This is a genomic window from Methylobacterium sp. J-067 (assembly GCF_022829465.1).
Classification (GTDB): Bacteria; Pseudomonadota; Alphaproteobacteria; order Rhizobiales; family Beijerinckiaceae; genus Methylobacterium; species Methylobacterium litchii.
The window spans coordinates 208427-233689 of record NZ_JAKSXZ010000097.1; the positions used below are offsets into that span (position 1 = coordinate 208427).

Consider the following 25263-nt stretch of genomic DNA (forward strand, 5'->3'; position numbering starts at 1 on the left):
GGGGCCCGGGCGGGCGCCCCGGCCTTCCCGCGCTCTCGCGAGTTTCGATCCCAGATCCGATGGCCTCAGGCGACGATACGACCGCGCGGCCCTTCCACCTTTGCCGTGTGGACGAGCCCGTGCCGGCCGCCCTGCGCGGAGCCGTGGCGGCGATCGGCAATTTCGACGGCGTACACCGTGGCCACAGGGCGTTGGCGGCTGCCGTGCGCGAGGAGGCGAGGGCGGGGGACCACCCCGCCGTGGCCCTCACCTTCGAGCCGCATCCCCGTGCCTTCTTCCGCCCCGAGGCGCCGATGTTCCGGCTGACCGGGGAGCACGCGAAGGAGATCCTCTTCGCCCACAGCGGCCTCGATGGGCTGATCGTCCGGCGCTTCGACGCCGATCTGGCGGGGACGAGCGCTCGCGCCTTCGTGATGGATTTTTTGCGCGACGGGCTCGGCCTGTCGGGCGTGGTGGTGGGTCACGACTTCCATTTCGGCCGCGCGCGCGAGGGCACGCCGTCCCTGCTGCGCGATCTGTGCCGCGAGGCGGGGCTCACCTGCCGCCTCGTGGATCCCGTGGCCCTGTTGGGGGAGGAGGAGCCGGTGTCGTCCAGCAAGATCCGCAATGCGCTCGCCGACGGGGACGTGGCGCGGGCGAACGCGCTGCTCGGCTACCGCTGGTTCGTGACGGCCGAGGTCCGCCACGGCGACAAGCGCGGGCGCGTCCTGGGCTACCCCACCGCGAACCTGATGCTCGCCGATTGCGCCCTTGCGCACGGCATCTACGCCGTGCGCATCAAGCTGCCGGACGGCGCGATCAAGGACGGGGTGGCGAGCTACGGCCGACGGCCGACCTTCGATGACGGTGCGCCGCTTCTCGAAGTGAATCTGTTCGACTTCGCGGGCGACCTTTACGGCCAGGAACTGGCCGTGGAGTTCGTCGCCTACATCCGGGGCGAGGAGCGCTTCGCCAGCGCCGACGACCTCATCGCGCGGATGCATCTCGACGCTGCCGAAGCGAAGCGGCTCCTCGCGGCGGATGCCGTGCCGTCCATGCTCGCCTGAACGGGCGGGACGGGTATAGAAAGGCGCGAATTGTCGTCGGAGGCGTGACGTGCTGGGCCGTTTGGATCGGGGAAATTCGGGTGAGGCGGTCGTCTCCTACGGCGACGGCACGATGCGGGTGGTGAAGCCCGGCGCCTTCGTGCGCTGCGCGGTGACAGGGGACGCGATCCCCCTCGACAATCTCCGCTATTGGAGCGTCGCGAAGCAGGAGGCCTACGCCACGCCCGAGGCGCTCATGCAGCGCTTGAAGGAATACGGGCGTCCGTAAGCTGCGCCAACGGGTTGCACCAGAAACTCAACGACCAACTTTAACGGGGTTTCGGCGACGCTGACAGCGCGGCGGCCAGCTGCTGCCGCAGTGGTTCGGGCTCGGCGAAGACGAGCCTGACCGCCAGCACAGCGACCCGCGCCAGGACATCCTTCGGGAGGCGGACGGCGTCCTTCTCCGTCGTGATGAGCCGCGCGCCGAGGCGATCCGCGTCCGCCGCCAGCCGCGCAAGGTCGCTGTCGCGATAAGGGTGATGGTCCGGGAAGGCGCGGGTCTCAGCCAGCACGGCGCCCTGCTCCCGAAGCGTCGCGAAGAATTTCTCCGGCCGCCCGATCCCGGCAAAGGCCAGCCAGCGCCCGCCCGCGAGGTCGGCCCGCTCCGGCACGAGCCGCGCCCGGTGGACGGGCAGCCCCCGCGCCTTCGCCTGCGCGGTCACGGCCTCACCCGCCGCACCCTCGCCGATGAGGATCACCCCGCCGACATGCGCCCATTGCCGCTCCAATGGCACGCGCAAGGGGCCTGCGGGGAACACGCGGCCGTTGCCGATCCCGGCGGCGGCATCGACCACGGCGAAGGAAAGGTCCTTCGCGAGGCTCGGATTCTGCAACCCATCGTCCATCACGATGGCGGTGGCGCCGAGGCTACGGCACAGGGCGGCCCCGGCCGGGCGGTCGCGGGCGATCACGGCGGGCGCGGCCCGGGCGAGAAGGAGCGGTTCGTCGCCCACGTCGGCGGCCCGGTGCACGGCGGGCGCGACCCGAACGGGGCCGGGGAGGCGTCCGCCATAGCCCCGGCTGAGGAAGGCGGGCGAGGCGCCGAGGTCGCGCAGGATCGCCGCCACAGCCAGCGCCGAGGGTGTCTTGCCAGCCCCGCCGAGGGTGAAGTTGCCGAGGCATATGACGGGGCAGGGGGCGTGTGCGCCCGGCCTGTCCATGCGGCGGGCGCCGGCCGCGCCGTAAAGCGCGCCGAGGGGCGCGAGAAGCCGCGCCATCGGATGGCGAGGCCCGGCCTGCCAGAAGCCGGGCGGGCGCATCAGGCCCGGCCGCGCGCCGCCGGGTGCAGCCCCTGCAGCTTCATCTGCGCCACGAACGGATCGAGTACCGCCAGGGTGCGCGCCACCGCGCCCTCGAAGGGCTGCAGGGCGGCGTGTCCCGCCTCGGCCATCGTCGCGAGGCGCGCCGGATCGTCGAGCAGCCGCCCGACGGAATCGGCGAGTTCGGCGCCGTTGGCGACGAGGGCCGCGCCGCCCGCCCGGTCGAGGGCATCGTAGACCTGCGCGAAATTGCCCGTATGCGGCCCGTGCAGCACCGCCGCGTCGAGGCGCACGGGCTCGATGGGGTTCTGTCCGCCGCGCGGCACCAGCGATCCGCCGACGAAGACGAGGGGGCTGAGCCGGTAGAACAGACCGAGTTCGCCGATCGTGTCCGCGACGTAGAGGTCGACGCCCGGATGCGGGCGCCCCCCCGCCGAGCGCCGGGCGCTGCGCAGGCCGGCGGCGGTGGCGCAGGCGGCGGCCTCGGCGCCCCGGCCGGGATGGCGGGGGGCGAGCACCGTCAGGAGGTTCGGGAAGCGGTTCTTCAGCTCCGCATGGGCGTGGGCGATGGCCGCCTCCTCGCCGGGATGCGTGCTCGCCGCCAGCCAGACCGGACGCCCGGTCAGCATCGGCCGAAGGTAGTTCAGTTGCTGCGGGTCCACGGGCGGGACCGGCGCGTCGAACTTCAGGTTCCCGGCGATGGAGACGCGCGGGGCGCCGAGCTGAGCGAAGCGGGCACCGTCCTCCTCCGTCTGCGCGAGGCAGACGGCGATCCGCGACAGCAGCGCCGCCGCCGTGCGCTTGGCGCGCTCCCAGCCTCGGAAGGAGCGTTCCGACATCCGCCCGTTCACGAGGATCAGCGGGATGTCGCGCTCGTCCAGGGCGACGATGGTGTTCGGCCAGATCTCCGATTCGGCAACCACGGCGATGTCGGGCTGCCAATGGTCGAGGAAGCGCTCGATCCAGCGGGGCGCGTCGAGGGGCATGTATTGATGCACCGCGCCGGGCGGCAGGCGCGCGCCGATCAGGTCGGCGGCGGTGCGGGTGCCGGTGGTGACGAGCACCGAGTAGCGGCGGGCGATCATGCCCTCCACCAGGGCGACGAGGGACAGGACCTCGCCAACGCTCGCGCCGTGCATCCACACGAGCGGGCCGACCGGACGGGCCCGGCCCGGCAGGCCGCGCCGCTCACCCAGCCGGCGCGGATCCTCCTTCCCGCGACGGGCGCGCCACGCGAGCAGTCCCGCCACGGCCGGCTCGCCGACGCGCAGGCCGGTGCGGTAGAGCCGCAGGGGCAATGTCAGCGGGGCCGGCCTCATACGGCGACCTCCGGCATGGCCGCCGCCGGGGCGACGCTGTGCCCGTAATAGGCAGCGCGGTCAGGCCGCCCGACCAGGGCGTAGGCGCGGGCGTGGACCCGGTCCATTTCCGTCTCGACGAGGAGGCGCAGGCGCTCGAACGCCTCGCCCTCGCACTCGCGGGGCACGAAGACCGGATCGCCCAGCACGATCGCCGCCCGGCCGAAGGGCAGGGCGAGGCAGGCGCGATCCCAGGAGCCGAAGCGGATATGGCGGCTCATCACCACCGCCGAGGGCACGATGGGCCGCCCCGAGAACCGCGCCAGGGTGAGGATGCCGGCATCGCAGCGCCGCGTCACCTTCGGCACGTCGGCGCTGAAGGCGACGCATTCCCCGGCCTTCAGGGCCTTGAGCATGGCGCGCAGACCCTCCGCCCCGCCCTTGGAGCGGGCATCGGCCGTCCGCCGCCGGCCACGGGCCCCGGAGGCGCGCATCACCCGCACGCCCAGGCGTTCGAGGGCGATGGTGTTGATGTCCCCGTCCGGGTTGCGGGAGATGATCGTCGCGACGCGGTCGGTGGCGCGCATCATCAGCGGCATCTGGATGTGCTGGCCGTGCCACATGCCGAAGATGGCGGGCAATTGCGCGTCGAGCCACGCATTCGCGGCCGGCAAGTCGCCCGCGAACCCCGCGCCCGTCTCCATGGTGAAGCGGTTGGTGGCGCGGACGAGGCGCAGATAGCCGGCGGCGAGACGCCCAAGCGCCCGCTTCACGAGCGGCTGTCGAAGGAGGCGCTTGAAGAAACTCATCACGGCCCGCGTGTCAGGCCCGGCGGCATAGCCCCGCGAGCCGGCTCGGTTCAAGCCGCCCAAGCCAGACAATCGCTCATCCCGAGAGGCAAGAGCCATCGCGCACACGACTCACAAAGGCGTGTCATGGCTTGTTTTGAACGATTACAAACTGGAGATTGGAACCGTTCCAGGGAAAGGACGGCGATGGCGATGGTGGTGGACGATACGATGACGGCACTGGCCGAGGCGCGGCGCGATCTCGTGCTGCGCTATGTCCAACCCGGCCTCGCGGGGCTGATCGACGGATCGGTCTCCACCCTGGCGCCGATCTTCGCCGCCGCCTTCGCCACGGGCCACAATTGGTCGACCTTCCTCGTCGGGCTCGCGGCCTCGGTGGGGGCGGGAATCAGCATGGGCTTCACGGAAGCCCTCTCAGACGACGGCAGCGTGACCGGGCGGGGCAGCCCATTGATGCGCGGCCTCGTCTGCGGGGTGATGACGACGCTGGGCGGCCTCGGCCACACCTTGCCCTACGCGATCCCCGACGCCCTGCCGCCGGGCTGGCCGAACGCCTTCGTCCTCGCCACCAGCCTCGCGGTGGCGGTCGTGGTGGTCGAGCTGGCGGTGATCGCAGGCATCCGCACCCGCTACATGGCCACGCCGTTCTGGCGGGCAGCCCTGCAGGTGATGCTGGGCGGCGTGCTCGTCCTCGTGACCGGGATCCTGATCGGCAGCGCTTGACGGCGCCGCCCCGCGCCGCGATGCCGGGGGCGAAGTCCGGAGCGCCCCCTCGCCTTGATCTTCCGCCTCGCGCATCTCAGCGACCCGCATGTCGGCCCCCTGGGTCGGCCGCGCCTCCGCCAGTTGTTCGGCAAGCGCGCCACCGGCTACGCCAACTGGCGCCGGGGCCGTTCGCGCAGCCACGACATGGCGACCCTGTCGCTCCTCGTCACGGACCTGCGGGCGCAGGGGGCGGGGCACATCGCCTGCACGGGCGACCTCTGCAACATCGGCCTGCCGAGCGAATGGGAGACCGCCCACTCTTTCATGGAAGCGCTCGGTCCACCCGATGACGTGAGCCTCGTGCCCGGCAACCACGACGCCTATGTGCGCGGCTCGCTGGAGGGGCTGCTCGACGCCTGCGGCGCCTACACGGCGGACGATTCGGGCACGCAGGCCCACTTCCCCTACCTCAGGCGGCGAGGTCCCCTGGCGCTGATCGGCCTGTCGAGCGCCATTCCGACGAAGCCCTTCGTCGCGAGCGGGCGCCTCGGCCCACCGCAACTCGCGGCGGCGGAAACCCTGCTGCGGGCGCTGGCCACCGAGCCGGGGCGGCCCTGCCGGGTGGTGATGATCCACCATCCGCCCCATCCGGGCGGTGCCTCGCCGGGGCGTGAACTGAAGGACGCCGCCGCCTTCACGGCGATGATCGGCCGTGTCGGCGCGGACCTGATCCTGCACGGCCACAACCACATCGCGAGCCTCGCTCGAGTCGCCGGGCCGGGCCGGCGCATGGTCCCGGTGGTGGGCGTGCCCTCCGCCTCGGCCCTGCCGGACGGGCATGGCGCGGTGCCGGCTCGCCGGGCGGGCTACATGCTCTACGACATCGCGCGGGTGAACGACGGCTACGCCATCGCGGCCCGGCGGCGCGGCCTCGACGCCGCCGGGGCCATGGGTGACCTCGGCCCCCTCGATCTGGGGCCGGGCGCGACCCTGTCGGTTTGAGGTTCAGCCGGCGCTGGCGAGGACCGGGGCCTGCATCCGGGTGATGCTGGCCTCGTAGCGTTCGGCCTGGGCGCGGGTGAGCCCGCTGACCAGGGCGAGGTTGCCGCGATAGACCGTGTAGGTGCCGTCGTGGGTCGGCTTGACGCGAATGGCTTCGGACATGGAAACCTGCCTCTTGCTGGAGAAAGCTGCCGCAGGGGTCATGGGATGCCGAACCCGTTCTGGGCCGACGCCCAGGTCGGACGCGCATCTAAGCCGAGGTTAGGCATGCGCCGCTTGGACGCAAGACCGGCCTGTGGTGAAGTACGGATGGCAGGGAATGTGCAGTGCGGGAAAACGTTGAGCGGTCTCGCAATCCTGCCGATGCCTAAAATGACGGCAGCATCAATGCATTTTGTATAAGTCGGTCGGAGGCTGATTTAGCCGGTTCAACGAACCCCGAATCACGCAAGTTTAAGTCAATCGAGGACGATTCATGGAACTCTGGCGCCTGTCCGCGACGGACCTCGCGAATCGCATCCGAGCCGGCGACGTGTCCGCGCGGGAGGTGGCCGCCGACGCCCTGGATCGCCTCGCGGCGGTCAACGGCGCGCTGAACGCCGTGGTGGATCACCGGCCGGAGGAGGTTCTGGCCGAGGCGGAGGCGGTGGATGCCGCCCGCGCGCGAGGCGAGGCGCTGGGGCCGCTCGCCGGGGTGCCGGTGACGACCAAGGTCAACGCCGACCAGCGGGGCTTTGCCACCACCAACGGCCTGCGTTTGCAGAAGGACCTCGTCGCAAAGGACGACAGCCCCGTCGTCGCCAACCTCCGGCGGGCGGGGGCGGTGCTGCTCGGGCGCACCAACACGCCGGCCTTCTCGCTGCGCTGGTTCACTACTAACAGCCTGCACGGCGAGACCAAGAACCCGCGCGATCCCGGCCTGACGCCGGGCGGCTCCTCCGGCGGGGCGGGGTCGGCCGTCGCGGCGGGCATCGGCGCCATCGCCCACGGCACCGACATCGCCGGCTCGGTGCGCTACCCGGCCTATGCCTGCGGCGTCCACGGTCTGCGCCCGAGCTTCGGCCGCATCCCCGCCTGGAACGCCTCCTCGCCCGAACGTGGGATCGGCCCGCAGCTCATGGCGGTTTCGGGTCCGCTCGCGCGCAGCATCGCCGATATCCGTCTCGGCCTCGCCGCCATGGCCGCGCCCGATCCGCGCGATCCGTGGTGGGTGCCCGCGCCCCTCGAAGGCCCGCCCGCGCCGCGCAAGGTCGCCCTGTGCCTGCGGCCGGGGGGCCTCGCCATCGTGCCGGAGGTCGAGGCGGCTTTGCGAGACGCAGCCCGGCGCCTCCAAGCCGCCGGCTGGCAGGTCGAGGAGATCGCCGACACGCCGCCGCTGCGCGAGGCGAACGACATCCAGTTGACCCTCTGGCTTGGGGACGGCTTCGCCGCCGTCCGCGCGGCAGCCGAGCGCGAGGGCGATCCGGCGGCGATCGGCCTCCTCGATGCCTTCCGCGCGCGGGCCGAGGCCCTGGGGCCCGACGCGATCACCCAGGCGCTGACCCGCCGGGCGACGCTCGCGCGGCAATGGTCACTGTTCCTGGCCGAGAACCCGGTGCTGCTCGTGCCCGTGTCGGGCGAATTGCCGTTCCCGGACGGGCTCGACCGCACGCCGGAGGGCATCGCCCGCGCCTTCGAGGCGCAGTTGCTTCAGGTCGCCCTGGCGCCGCTCGGCATCCCCGCCCTCACGGTGACGACCGGGCTCGTCGGCCGGAGTCCGGTCGGCGTGCAGGTGGTCGCCGGCCGCTTCCGGGAGGATCTGTGCCTCGCGGCGGGCGAGGCCATCGAAGCCGGGGGCGTCCCGCCGATGCCGGTGGACCCGGCGGGCGCCTGAGCCTCAGGCGCCGAGGCGCATCAGCAGGCCGGCGAAGAGCGCCGCCCGGCTCGGCAGGGAGTCGATGAGGACGTGCTCGTCCAGCGTGTGATAGCCGTGGCCGAGCACGCCGAGCCCGTCGAGGGTCGGGATGCCCATGGCCCCGGTGAAGTTGCCGTCCGAGCCGCCGCCCGCGCTGCAATGGGTGAGCACAACGCCGGCCTCGGCCGCGAGGTCCTTCGCCAGGGCGTAGAGGGCGAGCGTCCCGGCATCCGGCTCCCAGACCGGCCGCGTGACGCCCCGGCTGACGGTGAAGCGCACGCCGTCCTCCTCGCCGGAGAGGGCGAGCATCCGCTCGACCACCCGGTCGAGGTCCGCTTGGCGCTTCGCCATGCTGAGCGCCTGCCCACGGCACAGGGTCGGCACGCAATTCACCCACATCCCGCCGGAGACGATACCCGTCGAGACCGTGCAATCGGCGTCCGACAGGGCGTCGATGGCCAGCACCTTGCGGGCCAAGGCGCGGATGGCGGAGCGCCCCTCGCCCGGCGATGACCCCGCATGACTCGGACGGCCGACCGCCTCCAGGTCGAACCGGGCGATGGCGTAGCGGCCTGTCACCACCCCGTCGCCGGGCTGGCCGGGCTCCGGCACGAGCACGTGGGAATGCCGTGACGCCTCGGCCTCGATCAGGTCGCGGGTGGCGGGGCTGCCGATCTCCTCGTCGCTGGTGAACAGCACCGTCACCGGCAGGGGCGTCTGCGCCCCGGCGGCGATCAGGGCGCGGAGCGCAGCCACCGCGATGACGTTGCCGCCCTTCATGTCGAGGATGCCCGGCCCGTAGGCGCGGTTGCCCTCCACCCGCCAGGGCAGGCGCGCGAGAGTGCCGACGGGATGGACTGTATCCAGATGGCCGAGGACGAGGATGCCCTTCTCGTTGCCCTTCGGGTGCGGGAAGCGCGCCCGCACGCAATCGCCGAGTCCCATCCGGCCGGGGATCGTCTCCACCTGCGCGCCGATCAGCGCGAGGTCGCGGGCGGCCAGCGCCATCATGCGGTTGACGGCGAGCGCGTCGTAGGTCGGGCTTTCGCATTCGACCCAGGCGCGCAGTTGCGCGAGCAGGGCCTCGGGGGCGAAGTGCAGGTCACGGGTCATCGGGCAGCCTCCGGGGCCGGGCCGGCAAAGGGGTCGTCCACGCGCGGCCAGAAATTCGGGTCGCGCTTCGTGTAGGGAATCGCCCCGTAATCGGGCGGCACCGCGCCCGGCGCCGCGACGTAGCGCACGGCGGAGGCGATGGGGACGAAGCCGGCATAGAAGTGCTGCATCGACTTCACGACGACGATGCGCTTGTCGTCGAGGGTCAGGCCGAGGCCGGTGAAGGCGTCCGGCGCGAAGGGCTGCTGCCGCTTGTGGGTGAGGACGAGGTGGATGCCGTCCGCCTCGACCCAGGCGGCCGGGCCGAGCGTGGCCCGCCCGCCGCTCAACCCGCCTTGGCTGTGATCGTCCGAGAGGCCGCGCACGGTGACGCGCAGGTCCACCGGATCGCCCGAGGTGACGCCGCACTTTCCCCCGACTCGCAGGTCGAAGGTCGCGCCGAGCCCGGCCTCGTGGCAGATGCCGACCGCGCCGGGGTCCCAGATCATGCCGAGCGCCGCGCCCTTCACCTGGCGGGCGACGAGCCGGGCGAGGATCGCCGTGTTGTCGGAGGGCGCGCCGGCGCCCGCATTGTCGGCGGTGTCGGCCAGCACCATCGGCCGGGGATCGTCGGAGGCCAGCGCCGCGTCGAGGGCGGCGTCGATGCTGTCGAAGGCGGTCGAGGCTTCCACGCGCATCGCCCAGATCTCGGCGGCGAGTTTGTCGGCGAGCGCCTGGGCCTTCGCTATGTCGCCATCGGCCACGACGAGCATCTTCGCCCCGACATCGGCCACATCGGCGTAAGGAAAGCCGTGGCCGAAGGAGACGGAGAGGATGCCGTCGCGGCCCTCCAGGTCGAGCATCCGGCGCACGAAGCCGGCGATGGGCTCGCGGGTGGTCTTCCACATGCTGACCATCCGGCAATCCGCATAGGCCATGACCGGGCGGATGCGCTTCTCGACGGTGCCGACGACCAGCGGGTAGAGGTCGCGGGCGCGGTCCACGATGTCGGTGTGGGGATATTCCTTGTAGATCACCACCACGTCGGCCTTGCGGCGCAGCGTCTCCGTGAGGTGGCAATGCAGATCGAGCTCGACGCCGATGGTCACGTCCGGCCCGACCAGGGCGCGGACCCGCTCCACCGTGTCGCCCTCGCAATCGTCGTAGCCCTCGGCCACCATCGCCCCGTGCATGAAGAGCAGCACGGCCTGGACCGGCATCGCGGCGCGGAGGTCATCGAGCAGGGTGTCGCGCAACTCCTCATAGACGTCGCGCAGGGTGATCCCGCCGGGCTGGGCGAAGGTTGAGATGCTCTCAGCGACCTCGTGGCCGTCGGCCTCGGCCATCTCGCGCCACGCCTTCAGGCCGATATTGCTGAGGGAGGGCGGGGCGCGGGTGCCGTCGCGGCGGGAGTAATCGGCCAGGAACGCCGCGCGGCCGGTCGGCAGCGGGGCAAAGGTGTTGGTCTCGGTCGCAAGCCCGGCAATGAAGATCTTCAAGACTTATCCTTCGTCAACATTCTTGCAGGGTGTCAAACCCTCGACCCGTCATTGCGAGCGCGGCCACGCTAGAGCCGCACCCGAACGCGTTGGTTCAGCCAGCCTTCTCCAGAACTTCTCCTCATCCTGAGGTGCGGCGCAGCCGCCTCGAAGGAGAACTCCAGGGATCGCGCAGCAGGCTGGACCATTCCTTCGAGGCCCGCTGACGCGGGCATTTCAGGATGAGGTGAGTGCGTGGGGGCCGCCTCACCATGATCAGTCGCTGCGCTAGCAAGTCACGCGCCTTCCTCCGGCGTGAGGAGGATCACCGTCCGCGTCGCCGCCGCGACAGCCTCCGGCGAGTACGGCATCGGCGCGTAGCCCTGCCGGGCCCAGACCTCTCCGAGGTCGCGGTAATGGGGATCGCGCGGGTCGCCCGATTGGCCGGGCACGTTCACGAAGACCGACGCGTCCCAGGCGCCGACATCCACCACCATGCGGAACGAGGCGCCGTTGGTGACGCGGAACGAATCCGTACGGTACTCGGCGTGCATCACGCAGGCGCCTGCGCCGCCGAGGGGAAACGGCCCGACATCCCATCCCTCGTCCCCCCCGAGGGCCGATAGGGGATGGGCGAACAACGCTTGGTGGAGGCGGCCCCAGGCCCAGGTGGAGGCATCCGCGCCCATCAGCTTGCCACAGGTTGCCCACGCGGCGGCGAGCGCCGTTTCGAGGAGCGCTCCGGGCCGGTCCATCGCCTCGAGCCGGTCGAGCAGGCTCTCCGTGTCGCCCGGTGGGATGAGCGCGCGGACCTTCGCATCGGGCACCAGTTCCGCGATCAGCGCCGGCCTCAGATGGCGGACCCAGAGCACTTCCACCAGGGCGGCGGCGGCGCTGTCGGGGCCAAGCCGGCCGTCGAAGCCCCGCAGCAGGTCCTGCGCGTGCCGGGCCTCGGCGCTCCCGGCCGGGACGGCGCAGGCGACCCGCGCGATGCGCAGGGCCGGCTCCGAGACGACATCGGCCTGCAACGCCTGCGAATCGGCCAGCGAATGCCTGTCCTGCGAACCCAGCACCGCGCGCAGACGCGTGGCCCGCCACGGCTCGTGCCACTCGAAGCCGACCTTTTTGTCCTCCGCCGGGTAGCCCGGCGGAAGGTTCATCTCGTTGGCGGTGGCGAACCAGCCCTCGGCGGGATCGATGGCGCGGGGCAACTCGTCCGCGTTTAGGAAGCCCGCCCAGTCGAACCGTCCGTCGCCCGGCACCGGCAGGAGACCGTCATGGCCCGGCCGGCGCGGCGCCTTGCCGGCCATGAACCACGCGATCCGCCCATCCCGGTCGGCATAGAGCTGGTTCACCGACGGCGCCGACCAGTGCCGCAGCGCCTGCCCGAAGGCCTCGGGGGTCTTCGCGTCGAGATAGGCGAGGCTGCCGAGATAGGCCGCCGAGCCCGGCGCAGACCAGACCGTGGCCAGCGCGAAGGCCCGGCGCGCATCCTCCGCGATCACCGGCCCATGGCGGGTGAAGGCGAGCGAGACGATCTCGTCCGGCCCGCCCCGCACGGGGATCGCTTCATCAACGCGCGCGATCCGCTCCCAGCCCTCGCCGTGGCGGATCAGGTCAGGATCGTCCGCGTGCTTCCCGCAGACGAACAGATCCTCCTGATCCATCGGCGCGATGGTCAGGCTGAAGGCGGCGTGGCCGTTATGGCCGATGGAAATGCCAGGCAGCGCCGGCTCGCCCGCGCCGATCACGTCGAGGCCCGGCGCCGTGAGGTGGACGGCGTAGCGCAGCGACGGGTTCAGATAGATCCGGTGCGGATCGCTCGCGAGGATCGGCCGCCCGGTGGCGGTGCGGCCGGGGCCGATGACCCAATTGTTCGAGCCCTCGCTCGGCTCCGGCGGCGGGGCGCTTCGCCGCCCGACGGTGCCCTGCGCATCGACCTTCGACCACGCCCAGGCCTCCTCGCGGCTGGCCTCCAACCGCGCGGGGCTGAACTGCACCTGCGCGGTGGCGAGGCGGAACAGGTCGAGGAGGTCGTCGGGCCAGTCCGAGGCGTCGAGGCCGTCCAGCACGATGGGATCATGCGGCGGGTACAGGCGCTTGCGCAGGTCGTCGGTGGCGTGGTCGCCGCCGAGGGCGAGCACCTTCGCGCGGGCGACCTCGGAGAGGACGTTGCGCACGAGGCCGTGGCTGCGGATGCGCACCACGTCCTCCGGCGCCCAGCGGGCGGGGCGCGTGCCCATCCGGCCGAACTCGGGCGGCAGGCGCTCCGGCCTCGCCTCGGTCAAGGCGATGTAGGCGTTGAGCCCGCCGACGAAGGCCGTGACGATGGCTTTCGTGTCCTGCGGGCCGTAGGCGGCCCATTCGGCGGCCATGTCGCCCCGATAGAGGAACAGGCGCGCGGCCCTGTCCTGCGCGAGGTAGCCCGGCCCGAAATCCGCCGCGAGCAATCCCAGGCCGCGCTTGCGCCACAGGTCGAGTTGCCACAGCCGGTCGCGGGCGGCGGTGAAGCCCTGGACGCGGTAGGCGTCGAGGGCGCTTCCCGCCCGGATATGGGCGAGGCCCGATGCGTCGATCCGGATCTCCGCCGGCCCGGTGAGGCCGGGCAGGGCGAAGGCTTGGCTCACAAGACCACCTCGATGAGGTACGGCCCCTTCTCCGCGAGACCGTGCTTCAGGGCGTCGATGAACTCCGGCAGGGTCTCGACCCGCCGCCCGTCGACGCCGAAGCCGCGCCCGAGCGAGACCCAATCGATGGCCGGATCGTCGAGGCTCAGCATCCCGATGGCCTTCGGCCCGGGATTGTGCGCGCCGACATTGGCGAGTTCGCCGCGCAGGATCGCGTAGGCGCGGTTCGACCAGACGATGGTCACGACATCGAGGCGCTCGCGGGCCTGCGTCCACAGCGCCTGGACCGTGTAGAGGCCGCTGCCATCCGCCTGAAGGTTGATGACCTTGCGGCCCGGCGCACCGATGGCGGCGCCGGTCGCCATCGGGATGCCGACGCCGATGGCGCCGCCGCTGAGTTGCAGCCAGGAATGCGGGGCGCTCGCCTTGGTCAGCCCGAAGAAGTTGCGCCCCGTGGTCAGCGACTCGTCGCAGATCACCGCACCCTCGGGGATCAGCGCGCCGAGGACGGCGCCGATGGCGTCTTGCTCCAAGCGCTCGGAGGTGGGGATCTCCGGCCGGCGTCCGAGATCGGGGAGGGCGCTCTCGGGCGCGTTCACCGCCTCGGCCAGCCGTTCGAGGGCGTCGATCTGGTCCTGCTCCGGCGTCGCCAGCGTCAGGGTCGTGCAGCCCTCGGGGGCGAGCAGGCTCGGCTTGCCGGGATAGGCGAAGAAGCCGACCGGCTGGGTCGCGCCGATCAGGATGACGTGGCGGAAGCCCTTCAACGCGTCGATGGCCTGATCGATCGGGTAGGGCAGACGCTCGATCGGCACGGTGCCGACGCCCCGGTCGATGCGGGCATTCGAGGTCATGGCCAACAGCTTCGCGCCGGTCTTGCGGGCGATGTGGTCGGCGATCACCCGGCCCTCCTTGCGCACCGCCTGGTCGCCGAGGTGGAGCAGCACCGGCTCACCGCTCGCGAGCAGCTTCGCCGCCTCGCGGATCGCCTCGTCCTCGGCGCGGGCGCGCTCGGGGATCGGCGGCACGGGGGCGATTCCGGTGCCGGGATCCCAAGCCGTGTTGGCGGGCAGGATCAGAGTCGCGACCTGCCCCGGCGCGGTACGGGCGGCGGCGATGGCGTCGGCGCCGTCGCGGCCGATCTCCTCCGCGCTCATCCCCGTGCGCACCCAGGCCGACATCGGCCGGGCCAGCCCCTCGATGTCCGAGGTGAGCGGGGCATCGTATTGCCGGTGGTAGGTGGCGTGCTCGCCGACGATGTTGACGAGCGGCGAGCGCGCCCGCCTTGCATTGTGCAGGTTGGCGAGGCCGTTCGCGAGGCCGGGGCCGAGATGCAGCAGCGTCGAGGCCGGCTTGTCGGCCATGCGGGCATAGCCGTCCGCCGCGCCCGTGGCGCCGCCCTCGAACAGGCAGAGCACGCAGCGCATCCCCTCGACTCGGTCGAGGGCGGCGACGAAGTGCATTTCCGATGTACCGGGATTGGTGAAGCAGACCTCCACCCCACCCGCCACCAGGGTGCGCACCAGACTTTCGGCGCCGTTCATCGGCGCAGCCGCCGCCTCATTCGTCGGTTCAGCCACGCCAATCCTCCCAGCACGCCTCAATTCCACTCATCGTGGCACGGTGGAGCGGCGGCGCAAGGCCCCTTGGACGCAGGATGGACAAGCATCGCCCTGCGGCGTCACCGCCTGTTCTGGCGCGGGACTTGCCGGGGGCGCGGCGTCAGCCACGGTATCCGGACACCCGATGACGTTCCCCCGACGCACCGCCTTCGCGCTCACCGCCAGCCTCGCCCTCGTGGCCCAAGCCCAGGCCGACAGCGTGCTGCGCATCGCCATGACGGCGACCGACGTGCCCACGGCCACCGGCCTTCCGAACAACGGCTTCGAGGGCATGCGCTTCATGGGTTACCCGATCTTCGAAGCCCTCACGCAATGGGACCTAACGCAGACGGACAGGCCCTCGGGCATCAAGCCGGCCCTTGCGCAGAGTTACGAGCAGGACCCCGCCGACGGCCACATCTGGACCTTCCACCTGCGCCAGGGAGTCAAGTTCCACGACGGCACGCCCTTCGACGCGAACGCCGTGGTCTGGAACCTCGACCGGTTCTTCAAGAACGACAGCCCGCAATTCGAGCCGCAGGCGGCGGGCATCTCGCGGGCGCGGGCACCCATCGTCGCGAGCTACCGCAAGATCGACGACGCCACGGTGCAGATCACGACCACGCAGGTGGCGTCGTACTTCCCCTACATGGTGGTGTACCTGCTGTTCACGTCGCCCCAATCCTTCGAGAAGGCAGGCCGTGACTGGACCAAGGTGCCCGCCCTGCCGGCGGCCGGGACCGGGCCGTTCAAGATCGTGAAGGTCTCGCCACGCGAATCCGTCGATCTCGCCCGCAACCCCGACTATTGGGATGCCGGCCGCATGGCGAAGGTCGACCGCATCCGCCTGATGCCGATCCCGGAGGCGAATGCCCGCGTCGCCGCCCTGCGCTCGGGGCAGGTGGACTGGATCGAGGTGCCGGCCCCGGACGCGATCCCCTCGCTGAAACAGGCCGGCTTCACGATCACGACGGGCTCGTACCCGCATGTCTGGCCTTGGATCTACAACATCGCCGGCACGAACAGCCCCCTGAAGGACGTGCGCGTGCGTCAGGCGTTGAATTACTGTGTCGACCGCGAGGGCATCGTCGCCCTGCTGAACGGCACCGCTGAACCCGCCTCCGGGTGGCTCAACGACAAGGATCCAAACTTCGGCAAGCCGCAGAACCACTACGTCTCGGATCCAGAGAAGGGCAAGAAGCTCCTGGCCGAGGCCGGCTACGGGCCGAGCAAGCCCCTCAGCCTGAAGGTGATGGTGTCGTCGTCGGGCTCCGGCCAAATGCTGCCCATGCCGATGAACGAGTACCTTCAGGAGAACTTGAAGCAGTCCTGCAATGTGGACGTGTCGTTCAACGTGGTCGAATGGCAGGTGCTGCTCAACGCGAGCCGGCTCCTGCCCGATTCGGGCAACCTGCAGGGCTCGAACGTGCTGAACGTCTCCTCGCCGTCTTCCGACGCGGCGGTGATGGAGCGGTACTTCTCCTCGTCCCGGTTCCCGCCGGGCGGCTTCAACTTCCCGAACTGGAAGGACGACCAGTTCGACGCGGCCCTCAAGGCGCTCGCGGAGACGAAGGACCAGAAGGTGATCGACTCGCAGACGCAGATCGCCCACGAACGCCTCGTGGACAATCCGCCCTGGCTGTACGTGGTCCACGATCTCAACCCGCGTGCCATGTCGAAATCGGTGAAGGGCTTCGTCTCGCCGCAATCCTGGTTCGTCGATCTCACCCGTGTCAGTGTTCAGTGAGCGGCCGGAGCCAGTCATGACCGAACTCCACACCCTCCCGGCCGCCGCCCTCGCCCGGGACATCGCCGCGCGGAAGCTCTCGCCGGTCGATTGCGTCGAGGCTCTGCTCGGCCGGATCGAACGGCTGGAACCGCAGCTTCAGGCCTTCACGGAGGTCTTCGCGCAGGATGCGCGCCTCGCCGCCGAAGGCGCGGACAAGGCGATCCGCTCGGGCCACGCGGTCGGCCCGCTCCACGGCGTCCCCGTCGTGCTGAAGGACCTGATCGACCTGGAGGGCCGGATCACCATGGGCGGCTCGGCCGCCCACCGGACGCGCCGGGCCGCGCGTACGGCGACCGTGGCGCGCAAGCTCATCGCGCAGGGCATGATCGTGCTGGGCAAGACCCACACGGTCGAGTTCGCCTATGGCGGCTGGGGCACGAACCAGCATCTCGGGACCCCCTGGAACCCCTGGGACATGCAGGTGCAGCGCGTGCCGGGGGGATCGTCCAGCGGCACGAGCGTCACCGTCGCCGCGCGGCTCGCCCCCTGGGGCATCGGCACCGATACCGGCGGCTCGGTGCGCCTGCCGGCCTCGTTCTGTGGGCTCACCGGGCTCAAGGTCACGGTCGGGCGGGTCTCGACCCACGGGATCGTGCCGCTCTCCGCGACCCTCGACACGCCCGGCCCCCTGGCCCGCACCGTCGAGGACGTGGCCCTGCTCTACGAGGCGATCTCCGGTCCCGATCCCCTCGATCCGGTGACGAAAGGCGTCGTCCCGGCGGATCCGTGGACGACGCTGCACCGGGGCGTGCGGGGCCTGCGCCTGGCGCGGATGCCGGCGGCCGAGCGGGATGGCGTCGCGCCGGACATGCTCGCCGCCTACGACGCGGCGCTCGATACGCTGGCGGGGGAGGGCGCCGAGATCGTGGACATCGCCCTGCCGTTCCGCTTCGCGGACTTCCTGGCGATGAGCGACATCACCAACGCGGAGGCCTATTTCGAGAACGGGGCGCTGGCGGAGGATGCGGCCTCGCCGCTGGGCGACGCGGTGCGGGGGCGCATCCTGGCCGGCGCCGCCGTGTCCGCGCAGACCTACCTGCACACGCAGCGCCGCCGGGCGGCGATGAAGGTGCAGTTCGCGGCGGCGATGGAGGGAATCGATGCCCTGCTGACCCCCACGACGGAATGCGCGGCGATTCCCGTGTCCGAGGTGGACGAGGCCTATGCACCCTCGCGCTTCACCCGCTTCGGCAACCTGCTGGACCTCTGCGCCCTCAGCCTGCCGTCAGGCTACACGGCGGGCGGCCTGCCGCTGTCGCTCCAAATCGCCTGCCGGGGCTACGACGAGGCCATGGCCCTGCGAATCGGGCAGGGCTTCCAGCGCACTACCGAATGGCACCTTCGCCAGCCGATGCCTTGAGGATGCCGAGCCCCGCGAGCAGCGTCGCGCGGGCCCGGCTCACCCGGCTCTTCACCGTGCCGACCTGACACCCGATCCGGTCCGCCGCCTCCTCGTAGGTGAAGCCCTCGGCCCCGACGAGGAGCAGCGCCTCACGCTGGGCGGCAGGCAGGAGGTTCAGGTGCTCGCGGACGGTGTTGAGGGTGCTCGCATCCTCCTGGTCGGACAGGGCGATCATCCGCTCGGCATGGACGCCGTCGGCATCCTCGACCTCGCGCTTGGCCTTGCGCAGGTCCGAGTAGAACAGGTTGCGCAGGATCGTGAACAGCCACGCGGTGAAGTTCGTGCCGGGCCGGAAGCGATGCTGGTTCGCCCAGGCGCGGGCGAAGGCCTCCTGCACGAGGTCGTCGGCGCGCACCGCATCCCCGCAGAGGGAGAGGGCGAAGGTCCGCAGCGCCGGCAGGGCATTGATGATGTCCGCGCGGAAATCGAAGGCCAGCGCGGCGTCGGCACCCGCAAACAGGGCTTCGAGCCGGGTCACGAGTCCCGACAGCCGCTCGGGCAGCGCGTCGTTCGTCGTGAGAGCGAAGTAATCCTTGAGAGGCGCGGCCAGATGGCGCCCGATATCGCTGGCGCCGTGAGTCGGCCCCGCCTCGGTTACTCCTTCCGGCAGATCGGCGATCATCCCGCCTCCCTCGACAGATTGAATATTGGAATTTGTCTAAGGTCTCGTACAAGCCGCCGCATGAACCGCTGCTAAACAACCGCGGACGGATTTGCGGGATTGTCCGAAAGTCCAAGCCGGTGGCGTTTCGGGGTTGGCATCGCGGGGACGCGGGGTGCATCCTCCCGGCCCGAGGATCAGCCATGACGCACGACCATCACCACCACGATCACGACCATCCGCACGGCAGCGATCTCACGCCCGTCGAGGCGCGGGTGCGGGCACTGGAATCGCTCCTCGTCGAGAAGGGCTACGTGCAGCCCGCCGCCCTCGATGCGCTGGTCGAGATGTACGAGACCAAGGTCGGCCCCCATCTCGGCGCCCGCGTCGTCGCCCGCGCCTGGACCGATCCCGCCTATCGCGACCGCCTGCTGGAGGACGCCACGCCGACCATCGCCGAACTCGGCATCGGCGGGCGGGGCGGCGAGCACATGGTCGTCGTCGAGAACACGCCCGAGGTGCACAACATGGTCGTGTGTACCCTGTGCTCCTGTTACCCGTGGCCCGTCCTCGGCCTGCCGCCGGTCTGGTACAAGGCCCCGGCCTATCGCGCCCGCGCCGTGATCGATCCGCGCGGCGTGCTGACCGATTTCGGCGTCGGCCTCCCCGAGACGACGCGGATCACGGTGTGGGATTCCACCGCCGAGACCCGCTTCATGGTGCTGCCGATGCGGCCCGCTGGCACGGAGGGTTTTTCCGAGGAGGCGCTGGCCGCCCTCGTCACCCGCGACGCGATGATCGGCACCGGCCTGCCGCTCTCGCCCGGCGCGGAGATCCAGCCATGAACGGCGCGCAGGATCTCGGCGGCGCGCACGGGTTCGGGCCCGTCCGCCCGGAGCCGAACGAGCCCGTCTTCCACGCAGACTGGGAGAAGCGCGTCTTCGCCATGGCAATGGCGATGGGCTTCACCGGAAGCTGGAACCTCGACGGGAGCCGCGCCACGCGGGAATCGCTGCCGCCCGCGCAATATCTGGCGTCGAGCTACTACGACATCTGGCTCGAAGCGCTGGAAGCGCAGATCCTCGCGAACGGGCTCGCCACGCGGGAGGAGATCGCTACTGGCCGCGCGGCCGAGCCACCCAAGCCCGTCGCCCGCGTGCTCACCGCCGACATCCTCGAACCGCGCTTCCGGGTGGGCTTTCCAAGCGACCGGGAGCCCGAAGGGCCCGCCCGCTTCGCCATCGGCGAGACCGTCGTCGCGAAGGTGATGAACCCGGTCGGGCATACCCGCCTGCCGCGCTACGTCCGGGGCCGGCGGGGCGTGGTCGAGGCGATCCACGGGGCCTTCGTCTTCCCCGACACCAATGCCTACAAGCGAGGCGAGAACCCGGCCTGGCTCTACACGGTCGCCTTCACGGCGTCCGAGTTGTGGGGGCCGGAGGCCGATCCCGGCGGGCGCGTCACCATCGCGGCCTTCGAGCCCTATTTCGACCCGGCATGAGCGCGCCACGCCCGCAGGGGCCCTTCGCCGCGCCGTGGGAGGCGCAGGTCTTCGCCATGGTCGTCTCCCTGCAGGAGGCGGGCCTGTTCACCTGGGGTGAATGGGCCGAAGCACTCGGCCGCACGATGCGGCCCGACGGGGCGGGCGAGCAGGCGGCCGATTACGGTCGCTGGCTGGAGACGCTGGAACGCCTCCTCGCCGAGCGCGGCGTGGCGGATGGGGCAAGCGTCGAAGCCCGCACCGCCGCGTGGCTGCGCGCGGCGCATGCCACGCCCCATGGCGAGCCGATCGTGCTGGGGAACGACCCGGAATTGGCCAAGCGCGGGTAGCTACTTCCGCAACTCGTCCAGCGGCACCGGATAGGCGTGCGGCCGGGTGGAAAGCATCGCGTCGATCAGCGCCAGCACCTCGGCGCGGCCACAATTGGCGGCCGGTTCGAAGGGCGTCCAGGTCTGGGTGAAGTCGAGCCGCGCGAACACGTCACGGTAGTGGCGCAACTCGTTGATCGTCAGCGGAACGCCGCGCACGAAGGCCTTGTGCGCCGAGATCGTCCGAGCCCGGCGGAAATCCTGCGGGTCGAGTTCGAATTTCAGGGCGTCGCCGCAGAAGCAGATCTTCCGCTTGCGGTCGAACAGCACGGCGTGCCCGTCGAAATGCCCGGCCGTGCGGTGGAGTTCGAGGCCCGGCAGCGGTTCGACGAAATCGTCGTAGGGCCAGCTCACCTGAAGGGCGGCGCTCCATGTAAAGTCCGCCGCCGGCAGGCAGAGTTCCGGGTCGAACCGGTCCTGCAACTGGACCAGCGCCCCGTAGGAATGTGGGTGCGAGGCCGAGAGGATCGTCATCCCGCCGAGGCGGGCGATCTGGTCGAGCGCCGCCTCGCTGAAGACCGGGCAGCCCTCGAATCCCATGTTTCCGGCCTCGGTCTGGATCAGGTAGGCTGAGGGGCCGATGCCGGAGACCGGCTCGTTCCAGAACCGCCAGACGCCCGGCTCCAATTCCTGCCAGTGGCAGGGGAAGGCCTCCTGTGCCTCGGTGGTGGTGCGGAAGCGCCAGCCGTCCTGCGGCACCACATGGCGCGCGTCGAGGCACATCGGGCAGGCGGCGGGCGTCTCGAAATGCCGCTGCCAGAACCCGCAATTGTCACACGTGTAGGCAGGCAGATTCAGGGCGCCCGCGAAGGGCAGGTAACCGGGCATCGTCTCGCGTCCTCCGCCCTCACGCAGCGGTGAAAGCACCGCCTGAAACTGTCCCCGGACGCCATGGTTTCCAGGCCATGCCGCGACATCGCCGTCCTTCATCGCCGCTCGACGCGGGCGACGATCCGGGACACACTACGCGCTCGGTGCGGATGGGAGACCCCCGCCCATGACGACAGCACGCTCGATTCGGCGCCCGTTCGACCGCTGGCCCATCGATCCCTGGCCCCGCGCCTCCCTCGGGGAGCGGACGGCAGTGGGCTCGGTGCTGATCCTCCTCCTCGCCCTTCCGTGCATGGCGGCCGCTTTGGCCCTGGCGCTCCTCGTCATCCTCGTGCAGCACGCCTCCCGCTCCTACGATGCGGGCGCGATGCTGCGGGCGAGACTCGTCCGCCACTGAGGAAAAACAGGTCCGGCTCACGCAGGATTTGACCTCGGCGCCGCGCCTGGGTCAGTCATGGCGCGAGGCCGGAGACCGACATGTTCCGTTCGTTGATGACCGCGCGGCGCTTCGCGCCATTGTTCTGGTGCCAGTTCTTCTCGGCCTTCAACGACAATTTCCTCAAGAACGCGCTCGCTTTCCTGATCCTGTTCGGCATCGACGGGCATGGCGGCGCGCCTGGGGACGGCCATGCCGGCGTGCTGGTGACGCTGGCGAGCGCCGTGTTCATCGGCCCGTTCTTCATCCTGTCGGGGCTCGGCGGCCAATGGGCTGACCGCTACGACAAGGCGCTGATGGCGCGCCGCCTCAAGTTCGCGGAGATCTTCGCGGCCGGCTGCGCGGTGATCGGCTTCCTGCTGCACTCGGTGCCGGTGCTCTTCGTGGCGCTCGGCCTGTTCGGGACAATCGCGGCGCTGTTCGGCCCGATCAAATACGGCATCCTGCCCGACCACCTGCGGCGGGAGGAGTTGCCCGCCGGCAACGCGCTGGTCGAGGCCGCGACGTTCCTCGCCATCCTGCTCGGCACCATCGCGGCGGGCACCGCCTCGGCGATGGGCGGCTCGGGCGCCCTGTTCGCCGCCCTCGTCATGGCCTTCGCCGTGCTGTGCTGGCTCTCCGCCCGGATGATCCCCGCGACGGGGGAGGGCGCGCCGGATTTGAAGGTCGACCGCAACATCGCCCGCTCCACCGCCAGCCTGCTGCGCGACCTCTGGGTCGATACGCGGCTGTGGCGCGGCTCGCTCATCGTGAGCTGGTTCTGGCTGGTTGGCGTGGTGGTGCTGTCGCTGCTGCCGGTGTTGGTGCGCAACGCCTTCAATGGCACCGAGACGGTCATCACCCTGCTGCTCGCGACCTTCTCCATCGGCATCGCCCTGGGATCGGGCCTCGCCTCCTGGCTCGCCAGCGGACGCATCGTGCTGCTGCCGACGCCGGTCGGCGCGGTGCTGATGGCGCTGTTCGGCTTCGACCTCGCATGGACGATCTCGCATCTACCGCCGGTCCCGGCGGAGGCCATCGGACCCGTCGCGTTCCTGCGCAGCCAGCACGGCCTGCGCACGGTGATCGACTTCCTCGGCCTCGCCATGGCGGGGGGCCTCTACATCGTGCCCTCCTTCGCGGCGGTGCAGGCCTGGGCCGACAAGGCGATGCGTGCCCGCATCATCGGCGCGGTCAACGTCATCACCGCCGCCTTCATGGTCGGCGGCACGCTGGCTCTGGCGGCACTTCAGGCGGCGGGCCTGTCGATGGCGAGCCTGCTCGCCCTCGTGGCGGTGTTGAACCTCGTGGTCGGCGCGGTGGTGCTCGCCACCCTGCCGACGAGCCCGTTCCGGGACGCGATCTCGATCCTGTTCCGGGCCTTCTACCGCCTGGAGGTGCGCGGCCTCGACAACATCGAGAAGGCCGGGCCGAACTGCATCGTGGCCCTCAACCACGTCTCGTTCCTCGACGCGCCGCTGGCCCTGTCGCTCCTCGATCAGGAGCCGGTCTTCGCCATCGACAGCGGCATCGCCAAGCGCTGGTGGGTGAAGCCCTTCCTCAGGATGACGAAGGCGATGCCCCTCGATCCGACGCGGCCGCTCGCCACCCGCACGCTCATCAACGCCGTGCGCTCCGGCGAGACGCTGATCATCTTCCCCGAGGGGCGGCTCACCGTCACCGGCAGCCTGATGAAGGTCTATGACGGGGCCGGGCTCATCGCGGACAAGTCCGGCGCCATGGTGGTGCCGGTGAAGATCGACGGCCTGGAGCAGACCGTCTTCTCGCGCCTGTCCCGGCGGCAGGTGCGCCGCCGCTGGTGGCCGAAGGTGATTGTCACCGTCATGCCACCTCTGCGGCTTAGCGTCGATCCGGCGCTGAAGGGCAAGTCCCGGCGGCAGGCGGCGGGCGCGGAACTCTACGACGCGATGTCGGAACTGCTCTTCCGAACCACCGAGATCGACCGCGGGCTGATGGCCGCCCTGATCGACGCGGGCGACAACCACGGCTGGCGCCGCAACGCTCTGGAGGATCCCGTCACCGGGCGGCTGACCTACGGGCGGCTCGTGATGGCGGCCAACATCCTCGGCCGGAAGCTGATGGCCTACGCCCCCGAGGGGGGACGCATCGGCCTGATGCTGCCCAACGCCAACGGCACGGTGGTGACGTTCTTCGCCCTGGCCTCGGCGGGGCGGGTGCCGGCGATGATTAACTTCTCGGCGGGGCCGAAGAACGTGCTCTCGGCCTGCGCCACGGCGGAGGTATCCACGGTGCTGACCTCCCGCGCCTTCATCGAGAAGGGCCGCCTCGGCGCCCTCGTGGAGGCGATGAAGGACAAGGTGAAGCTCGTCTACCTCGAAGACCTGCGCGCCACGATCACGACGGCGGACAAGATCCGCGGCTTCCTCGCCCCCCGCAAGCCGCTGGTGAAACGCGGCGGCGAGGATCCGGCGGCGGTGCTGTTCACCTCCGGCAGCGAGGGCACGCCGAAGGGCGTCGTGCTCGCCAACCGCTGCATGCTCGCCAACGTGGCACAGGTGGCGGCGCGGATCGATTTCGGGCCGATGGACAAGGTGTTCAACGTGCTGCCGGTGTTCCACGCTTTCGGCCTCACCGCCGGCACGGTGTTGCCCCTGGTCTCCGGCGTACCGGTCTACCTCTATCCGTCGCCGCTGCATTACCGGATCGTGCCGGAGCTCATCTACGGCTCGAACAGCACAGTTCTGTTCGGGACGGACACGTTCCTCACCGGCTACGCCCGCGCGGCCCATTCCTACGATCTGCGCTCCCTGCGCTACGTCGTGGCCGGCGCCGAGGCGGTGAAGGACACGACCCGCCGGACATGGCTCGAGAAGTTCGGCCTGCGCATCCTCGAAGGCTACGGCGTCACCGAGTGCGGGCCGGTCGTCGCCCTCAACACGCCGATGTTCAACCGCTTCGGCACGGTGGGCCGCATCCTCCCCGGCATCGAGACCCGGCTCGATCCCGTGCCGGGCATCGACGAGGGCGGGCGCCTCGTCCTGCGCGGGCCCAACATCATGCTGGGCTACCTGAAATCCGATCAGCCCGGCCGCTTGCAGCCGCCACCCGAGGGTTGGCACGATACCGGCGACATCGTCACCATCGATGCGGAGGGGTTCGTGACCATCCGGGGCCGGGCCAAGCGCTTCGCCAAGGTCGCGGGCGAGATGGTCTCCCTGGCCGCCGTCGAGGCGCTGGCCTCGGAACTCTGGCCCGACCGCCTGAGCGCCGTCTCCGCCGTGCCGGATGCGCGCAAGGGCGAGCGACTGGTGCTGTTCACCCAGGCGAAGGAGGCGACCCGCGCTGCCTTTCAGAGCTTCGCCAAGGGCAAGGGCGCCTCGGATGTCTCGATCCCCGCCGAGGTGGTGGTGCGCGAGGACATCCCCCTGCTCGGCGCCGGCAAGATCGATCTCTTCGCCCTCGACAAGCTGGCCCGGGAGCGCGCCGACGCCCCCGAGGCCGCCTGACCGGGGCGGGGGCCAGGG

21 protein-coding genes and 1 pseudogene are annotated in these 25263 nt (G+C 70.8%); 12 read left to right on the forward strand and 10 right to left on the reverse strand.

The window, feature by feature from the left end:
* The first annotated feature begins 59 nt into the window (after positions 1-59).
* Positions 60-1046: a bifunctional riboflavin kinase/FAD synthetase gene (locus MKK52_RS11930; RefSeq protein ID WP_243954063.1), complete on the forward strand. Its 987-nt coding sequence runs from the start codon at positions 60-62 to the stop codon at positions 1044-1046.
* A gap of 49 nt (positions 1047-1095) precedes the next feature.
* Positions 1096-1314, forward strand: coding sequence for a DUF2093 domain-containing protein (locus tag MKK52_RS11935; protein WP_243954064.1), 219 nt, complete (start codon positions 1096-1098; stop codon positions 1312-1314).
* Positions 1315-1354: 40 nt separating this feature from the next.
* Here MKK52_RS11935 and lpxK read toward each other — a convergent pair whose 3' ends face one another.
* The 3 genes from lpxK to MKK52_RS11950 are packed head-to-tail and all read right to left on the reverse strand — an operon-like array spanning position 1355 to position 4454.
* Positions 1355-2347, reverse strand: coding sequence for a tetraacyldisaccharide 4'-kinase (lpxK, locus tag MKK52_RS11940; RefSeq protein ID WP_243954065.1), 993 nt, complete (start codon positions 2345-2347; stop codon positions 1355-1357).
* Positions 2347-3666, reverse strand: a complete 1320-nt coding sequence (locus MKK52_RS11945; protein WP_243954066.1) for a 3-deoxy-D-manno-octulosonic acid transferase — start codon at positions 3664-3666, stop codon at positions 2347-2349. The genes lpxK and MKK52_RS11945 overlap by 1 nt, the downstream gene beginning before the upstream one ends.
* Positions 3663-4454, reverse strand: coding sequence for a lysophospholipid acyltransferase family protein (locus MKK52_RS11950; protein ID WP_243954117.1), 792 nt, complete (start codon positions 4452-4454; stop codon positions 3663-3665). The genes MKK52_RS11945 and MKK52_RS11950 overlap by 4 nt, the downstream gene beginning before the upstream one ends.
* A 108-nt stretch (positions 4455-4562) precedes the next feature.
* On the opposite strand from MKK52_RS11950, the pseudogene MKK52_RS11955 reads away from it, so the two are divergent.
* A pseudogene (locus MKK52_RS11955) lies at positions 4563-5177 on the forward strand (rubrerythrin); the annotation flags it as partial.
* A 57-nt stretch (positions 5178-5234) separates the two neighbouring features.
* Positions 5235-6161 (forward strand): metallophosphoesterase family protein, encoded by a 927-nt coding sequence (locus MKK52_RS11960; RefSeq protein WP_243954118.1) that lies wholly within the window; start codon positions 5235-5237, stop codon positions 6159-6161.
* A gap of 3 nt (positions 6162-6164) precedes the next feature.
* On the opposite strand, the gene MKK52_RS11965 is transcribed toward MKK52_RS11960, so the two are convergent.
* The gene (locus MKK52_RS11965; protein WP_243954067.1) at positions 6165-6323 is read right to left on the reverse strand and encodes a hypothetical protein; all 159 of its coding nucleotides are present in this window, start codon (positions 6321-6323) and stop codon (positions 6165-6167) included.
* A gap of 313 nt (positions 6324-6636) precedes the next feature.
* Between MKK52_RS11965 and MKK52_RS11970 the strand changes: the two genes are divergently transcribed.
* The gene (locus tag MKK52_RS11970) at positions 6637-8034 is read left to right on the forward strand and encodes an amidase family protein (protein WP_243954068.1); all 1398 of its coding nucleotides are present in this window, start codon (positions 6637-6639) and stop codon (positions 8032-8034) included.
* A 3-nt stretch (positions 8035-8037) separates the two neighbouring features.
* On the opposite strand, the gene MKK52_RS11975 is transcribed toward MKK52_RS11970, so the two are convergent.
* The 4 genes from MKK52_RS11975 to MKK52_RS11990 all read right to left on the reverse strand — a co-directional run bounded on the left by MKK52_RS11975 (position 8038) and on the right by MKK52_RS11990 (position 14793).
* Entirely contained in the window at positions 8038-9168 is a 1131-nt protein-coding gene (locus tag MKK52_RS11975) for a M20/M25/M40 family metallo-hydrolase (RefSeq protein ID WP_243954069.1), read from the reverse strand.
* Complete coding sequence (locus MKK52_RS11980) at positions 9165-10646, reverse strand: M81 family metallopeptidase (protein WP_243954070.1); 1482 nt, start codon at positions 10644-10646, stop codon at positions 9165-9167. Before MKK52_RS11980 ends, MKK52_RS11975 begins: the two co-directional genes overlap by 4 nt.
* Positions 10647-10921: 275 nt before the next feature.
* A complete protein-coding gene (locus MKK52_RS11985) occupies positions 10922-13252 on the reverse strand; it encodes a penicillin acylase family protein (RefSeq protein WP_243954071.1) in 2331 nt (776 codons plus the stop codon).
* A complete protein-coding gene (locus MKK52_RS11990; RefSeq protein WP_243954119.1) occupies positions 13249-14793 on the reverse strand; it encodes an acetolactate synthase large subunit in 1545 nt (514 codons plus the stop codon). The genes MKK52_RS11985 and MKK52_RS11990 overlap by 4 nt, the downstream gene beginning before the upstream one ends.
* 202 nt (positions 14794-14995) lie before the next feature.
* Here MKK52_RS11990 and MKK52_RS11995 point away from each other — a divergent pair, with 202 nt between their 5' ends.
* Positions 14996-16597, forward strand: a complete 1602-nt coding sequence (locus tag MKK52_RS11995) for an ABC transporter substrate-binding protein (RefSeq protein WP_243954072.1) — start codon at positions 14996-14998, stop codon at positions 16595-16597.
* 16 nt (positions 16598-16613) lie between these two features.
* Positions 16614-17999 carry an amidase gene (locus tag MKK52_RS12000; RefSeq protein ID WP_243954073.1) on the forward strand — a complete coding sequence of 462 codons (1386 nt, stop codon included), beginning with the start codon at positions 16614-16616 and terminating at the stop codon, positions 17997-17999.
* On the opposite strand, the gene MKK52_RS12005 is transcribed toward MKK52_RS12000, so the two are convergent.
* On the reverse strand, positions 17965-18663 hold the full coding sequence (locus MKK52_RS12005; RefSeq protein ID WP_243954074.1) for a sigma-70 family RNA polymerase sigma factor: 699 nt from the start codon (positions 18661-18663) through the stop codon (positions 17965-17967). The two genes, MKK52_RS12000 and MKK52_RS12005, sit on opposite strands and share 35 nt — an antisense overlap.
* Before the next feature lie 182 nt (positions 18664-18845).
* Here MKK52_RS12005 and nthA point away from each other — a divergent pair, with 182 nt between their 5' ends.
* Genes nthA through MKK52_RS12020 form a run of 3 tightly spaced genes read left to right on the forward strand, consistent with a single transcriptional unit; the run spans position 18846 to position 20472 of the window.
* Positions 18846-19487, forward strand: a complete 642-nt coding sequence (gene nthA / locus MKK52_RS12010; protein WP_243954075.1) for a nitrile hydratase subunit alpha — start codon at positions 18846-18848, stop codon at positions 19485-19487.
* Positions 19484-20143, forward strand: a complete 660-nt coding sequence (nthB, locus tag MKK52_RS12015) for a nitrile hydratase subunit beta (RefSeq protein ID WP_243954076.1) — start codon at positions 19484-19486, stop codon at positions 20141-20143. The genes nthA and nthB overlap by 4 nt, the downstream gene beginning before the upstream one ends.
* Positions 20140-20472 carry a nitrile hydratase accessory protein gene (locus tag MKK52_RS12020; protein ID WP_243954077.1) on the forward strand — a complete coding sequence of 111 codons (333 nt, stop codon included), beginning with the start codon at positions 20140-20142 and terminating at the stop codon, positions 20470-20472. Before nthB ends, MKK52_RS12020 begins: the two co-directional genes overlap by 4 nt.
* Here MKK52_RS12020 and MKK52_RS12025 read toward each other — a convergent pair whose 3' ends face one another.
* Positions 20473-21339 carry an MBL fold metallo-hydrolase gene (locus tag MKK52_RS12025; protein WP_243954078.1) on the reverse strand — a complete coding sequence of 289 codons (867 nt, stop codon included), beginning with the start codon at positions 21337-21339 and terminating at the stop codon, positions 20473-20475. It lies immediately after the preceding gene.
* Positions 21340-21508: 169 nt separating this feature from the next.
* On the opposite strand from MKK52_RS12025, the gene MKK52_RS12030 reads away from it, so the two are divergent.
* Positions 21509-21739 carry a hypothetical protein gene (locus tag MKK52_RS12030; protein ID WP_243954079.1) on the forward strand — a complete coding sequence of 77 codons (231 nt, stop codon included), beginning with the start codon at positions 21509-21511 and terminating at the stop codon, positions 21737-21739.
* An 80-nt stretch (positions 21740-21819) separates the two neighbouring features.
* Entirely contained in the window at positions 21820-25245 is a 3426-nt protein-coding gene (locus tag MKK52_RS12035; protein ID WP_243954080.1) for an acyl-[ACP]--phospholipid O-acyltransferase, read from the forward strand.
* Positions 25246-25263: the final 18 nt, after the last annotated feature.

Bases quoted from the DNA above. Each gene is read 5' to 3' on its own strand.
- MKK52_RS11930 (WP_243954063.1), top strand. From the start codon at position 60: ATGGCCTCAGGCGACGATACGACCGCGCGGCCCTTCCACCTTTGCCGT.
- lpxK (WP_243954065.1), bottom strand. From the start codon at position 2,347: ATGCGCCCGCCCGGCTTCTGGCAGGCCGGGCCTCGCCATCCGATGGCG.
- MKK52_RS11945 (WP_243954066.1), bottom strand. From the start codon at position 3,666: ATGAGGCCGGCCCCGCTGACATTGCCCCTGCGGCTCTACCGCACCGGC.
- MKK52_RS11950 (WP_243954117.1), bottom strand. From the start codon at position 4,454: ATGAGTTTCTTCAAGCGCCTCCTTCGACAGCCGCTCGTGAAGCGGGCG.
- MKK52_RS11965 (WP_243954067.1), bottom strand. From the start codon at position 6,323: ATGTCCGAAGCCATTCGCGTCAAGCCGACCCACGACGGCACCTACACG.
- MKK52_RS11970 (WP_243954068.1), top strand. From the start codon at position 6,637: ATGGAACTCTGGCGCCTGTCCGCGACGGACCTCGCGAATCGCATCCGA.
- MKK52_RS11975 (WP_243954069.1), bottom strand. From the start codon at position 9,168: ATGACCCGTGACCTGCACTTCGCCCCCGAGGCCCTGCTCGCGCAACTG.
- MKK52_RS11990 (WP_243954119.1), bottom strand. From the start codon at position 14,793: ATGAACGGCGCCGAAAGTCTGGTGCGCACCCTGGTGGCGGGTGGGGTG.
- MKK52_RS11995 (WP_243954072.1), top strand. From the start codon at position 14,996: ATGACGTTCCCCCGACGCACCGCCTTCGCGCTCACCGCCAGCCTCGCC.
- MKK52_RS12000 (WP_243954073.1), top strand. From the start codon at position 16,614: ATGACCGAACTCCACACCCTCCCGGCCGCCGCCCTCGCCCGGGACATC.
- MKK52_RS12005 (WP_243954074.1), bottom strand. From the start codon at position 18,663: ATGATCGCCGATCTGCCGGAAGGAGTAACCGAGGCGGGGCCGACTCAC.
- nthA (WP_243954075.1), top strand. From the start codon at position 18,846: ATGACGCACGACCATCACCACCACGATCACGACCATCCGCACGGCAGC.
- nthB (WP_243954076.1), top strand. From the start codon at position 19,484: ATGAACGGCGCGCAGGATCTCGGCGGCGCGCACGGGTTCGGGCCCGTC.
- MKK52_RS12020 (WP_243954077.1), top strand. From the start codon at position 20,140: ATGAGCGCGCCACGCCCGCAGGGGCCCTTCGCCGCGCCGTGGGAGGCG.
- MKK52_RS12025 (WP_243954078.1), bottom strand. From the start codon at position 21,339: ATGCCCGGTTACCTGCCCTTCGCGGGCGCCCTGAATCTGCCTGCCTAC.
- MKK52_RS12030 (WP_243954079.1), top strand. From the start codon at position 21,509: ATGACGACAGCACGCTCGATTCGGCGCCCGTTCGACCGCTGGCCCATC.
- MKK52_RS12035 (WP_243954080.1), top strand. From the start codon at position 21,820: ATGTTCCGTTCGTTGATGACCGCGCGGCGCTTCGCGCCATTGTTCTGG.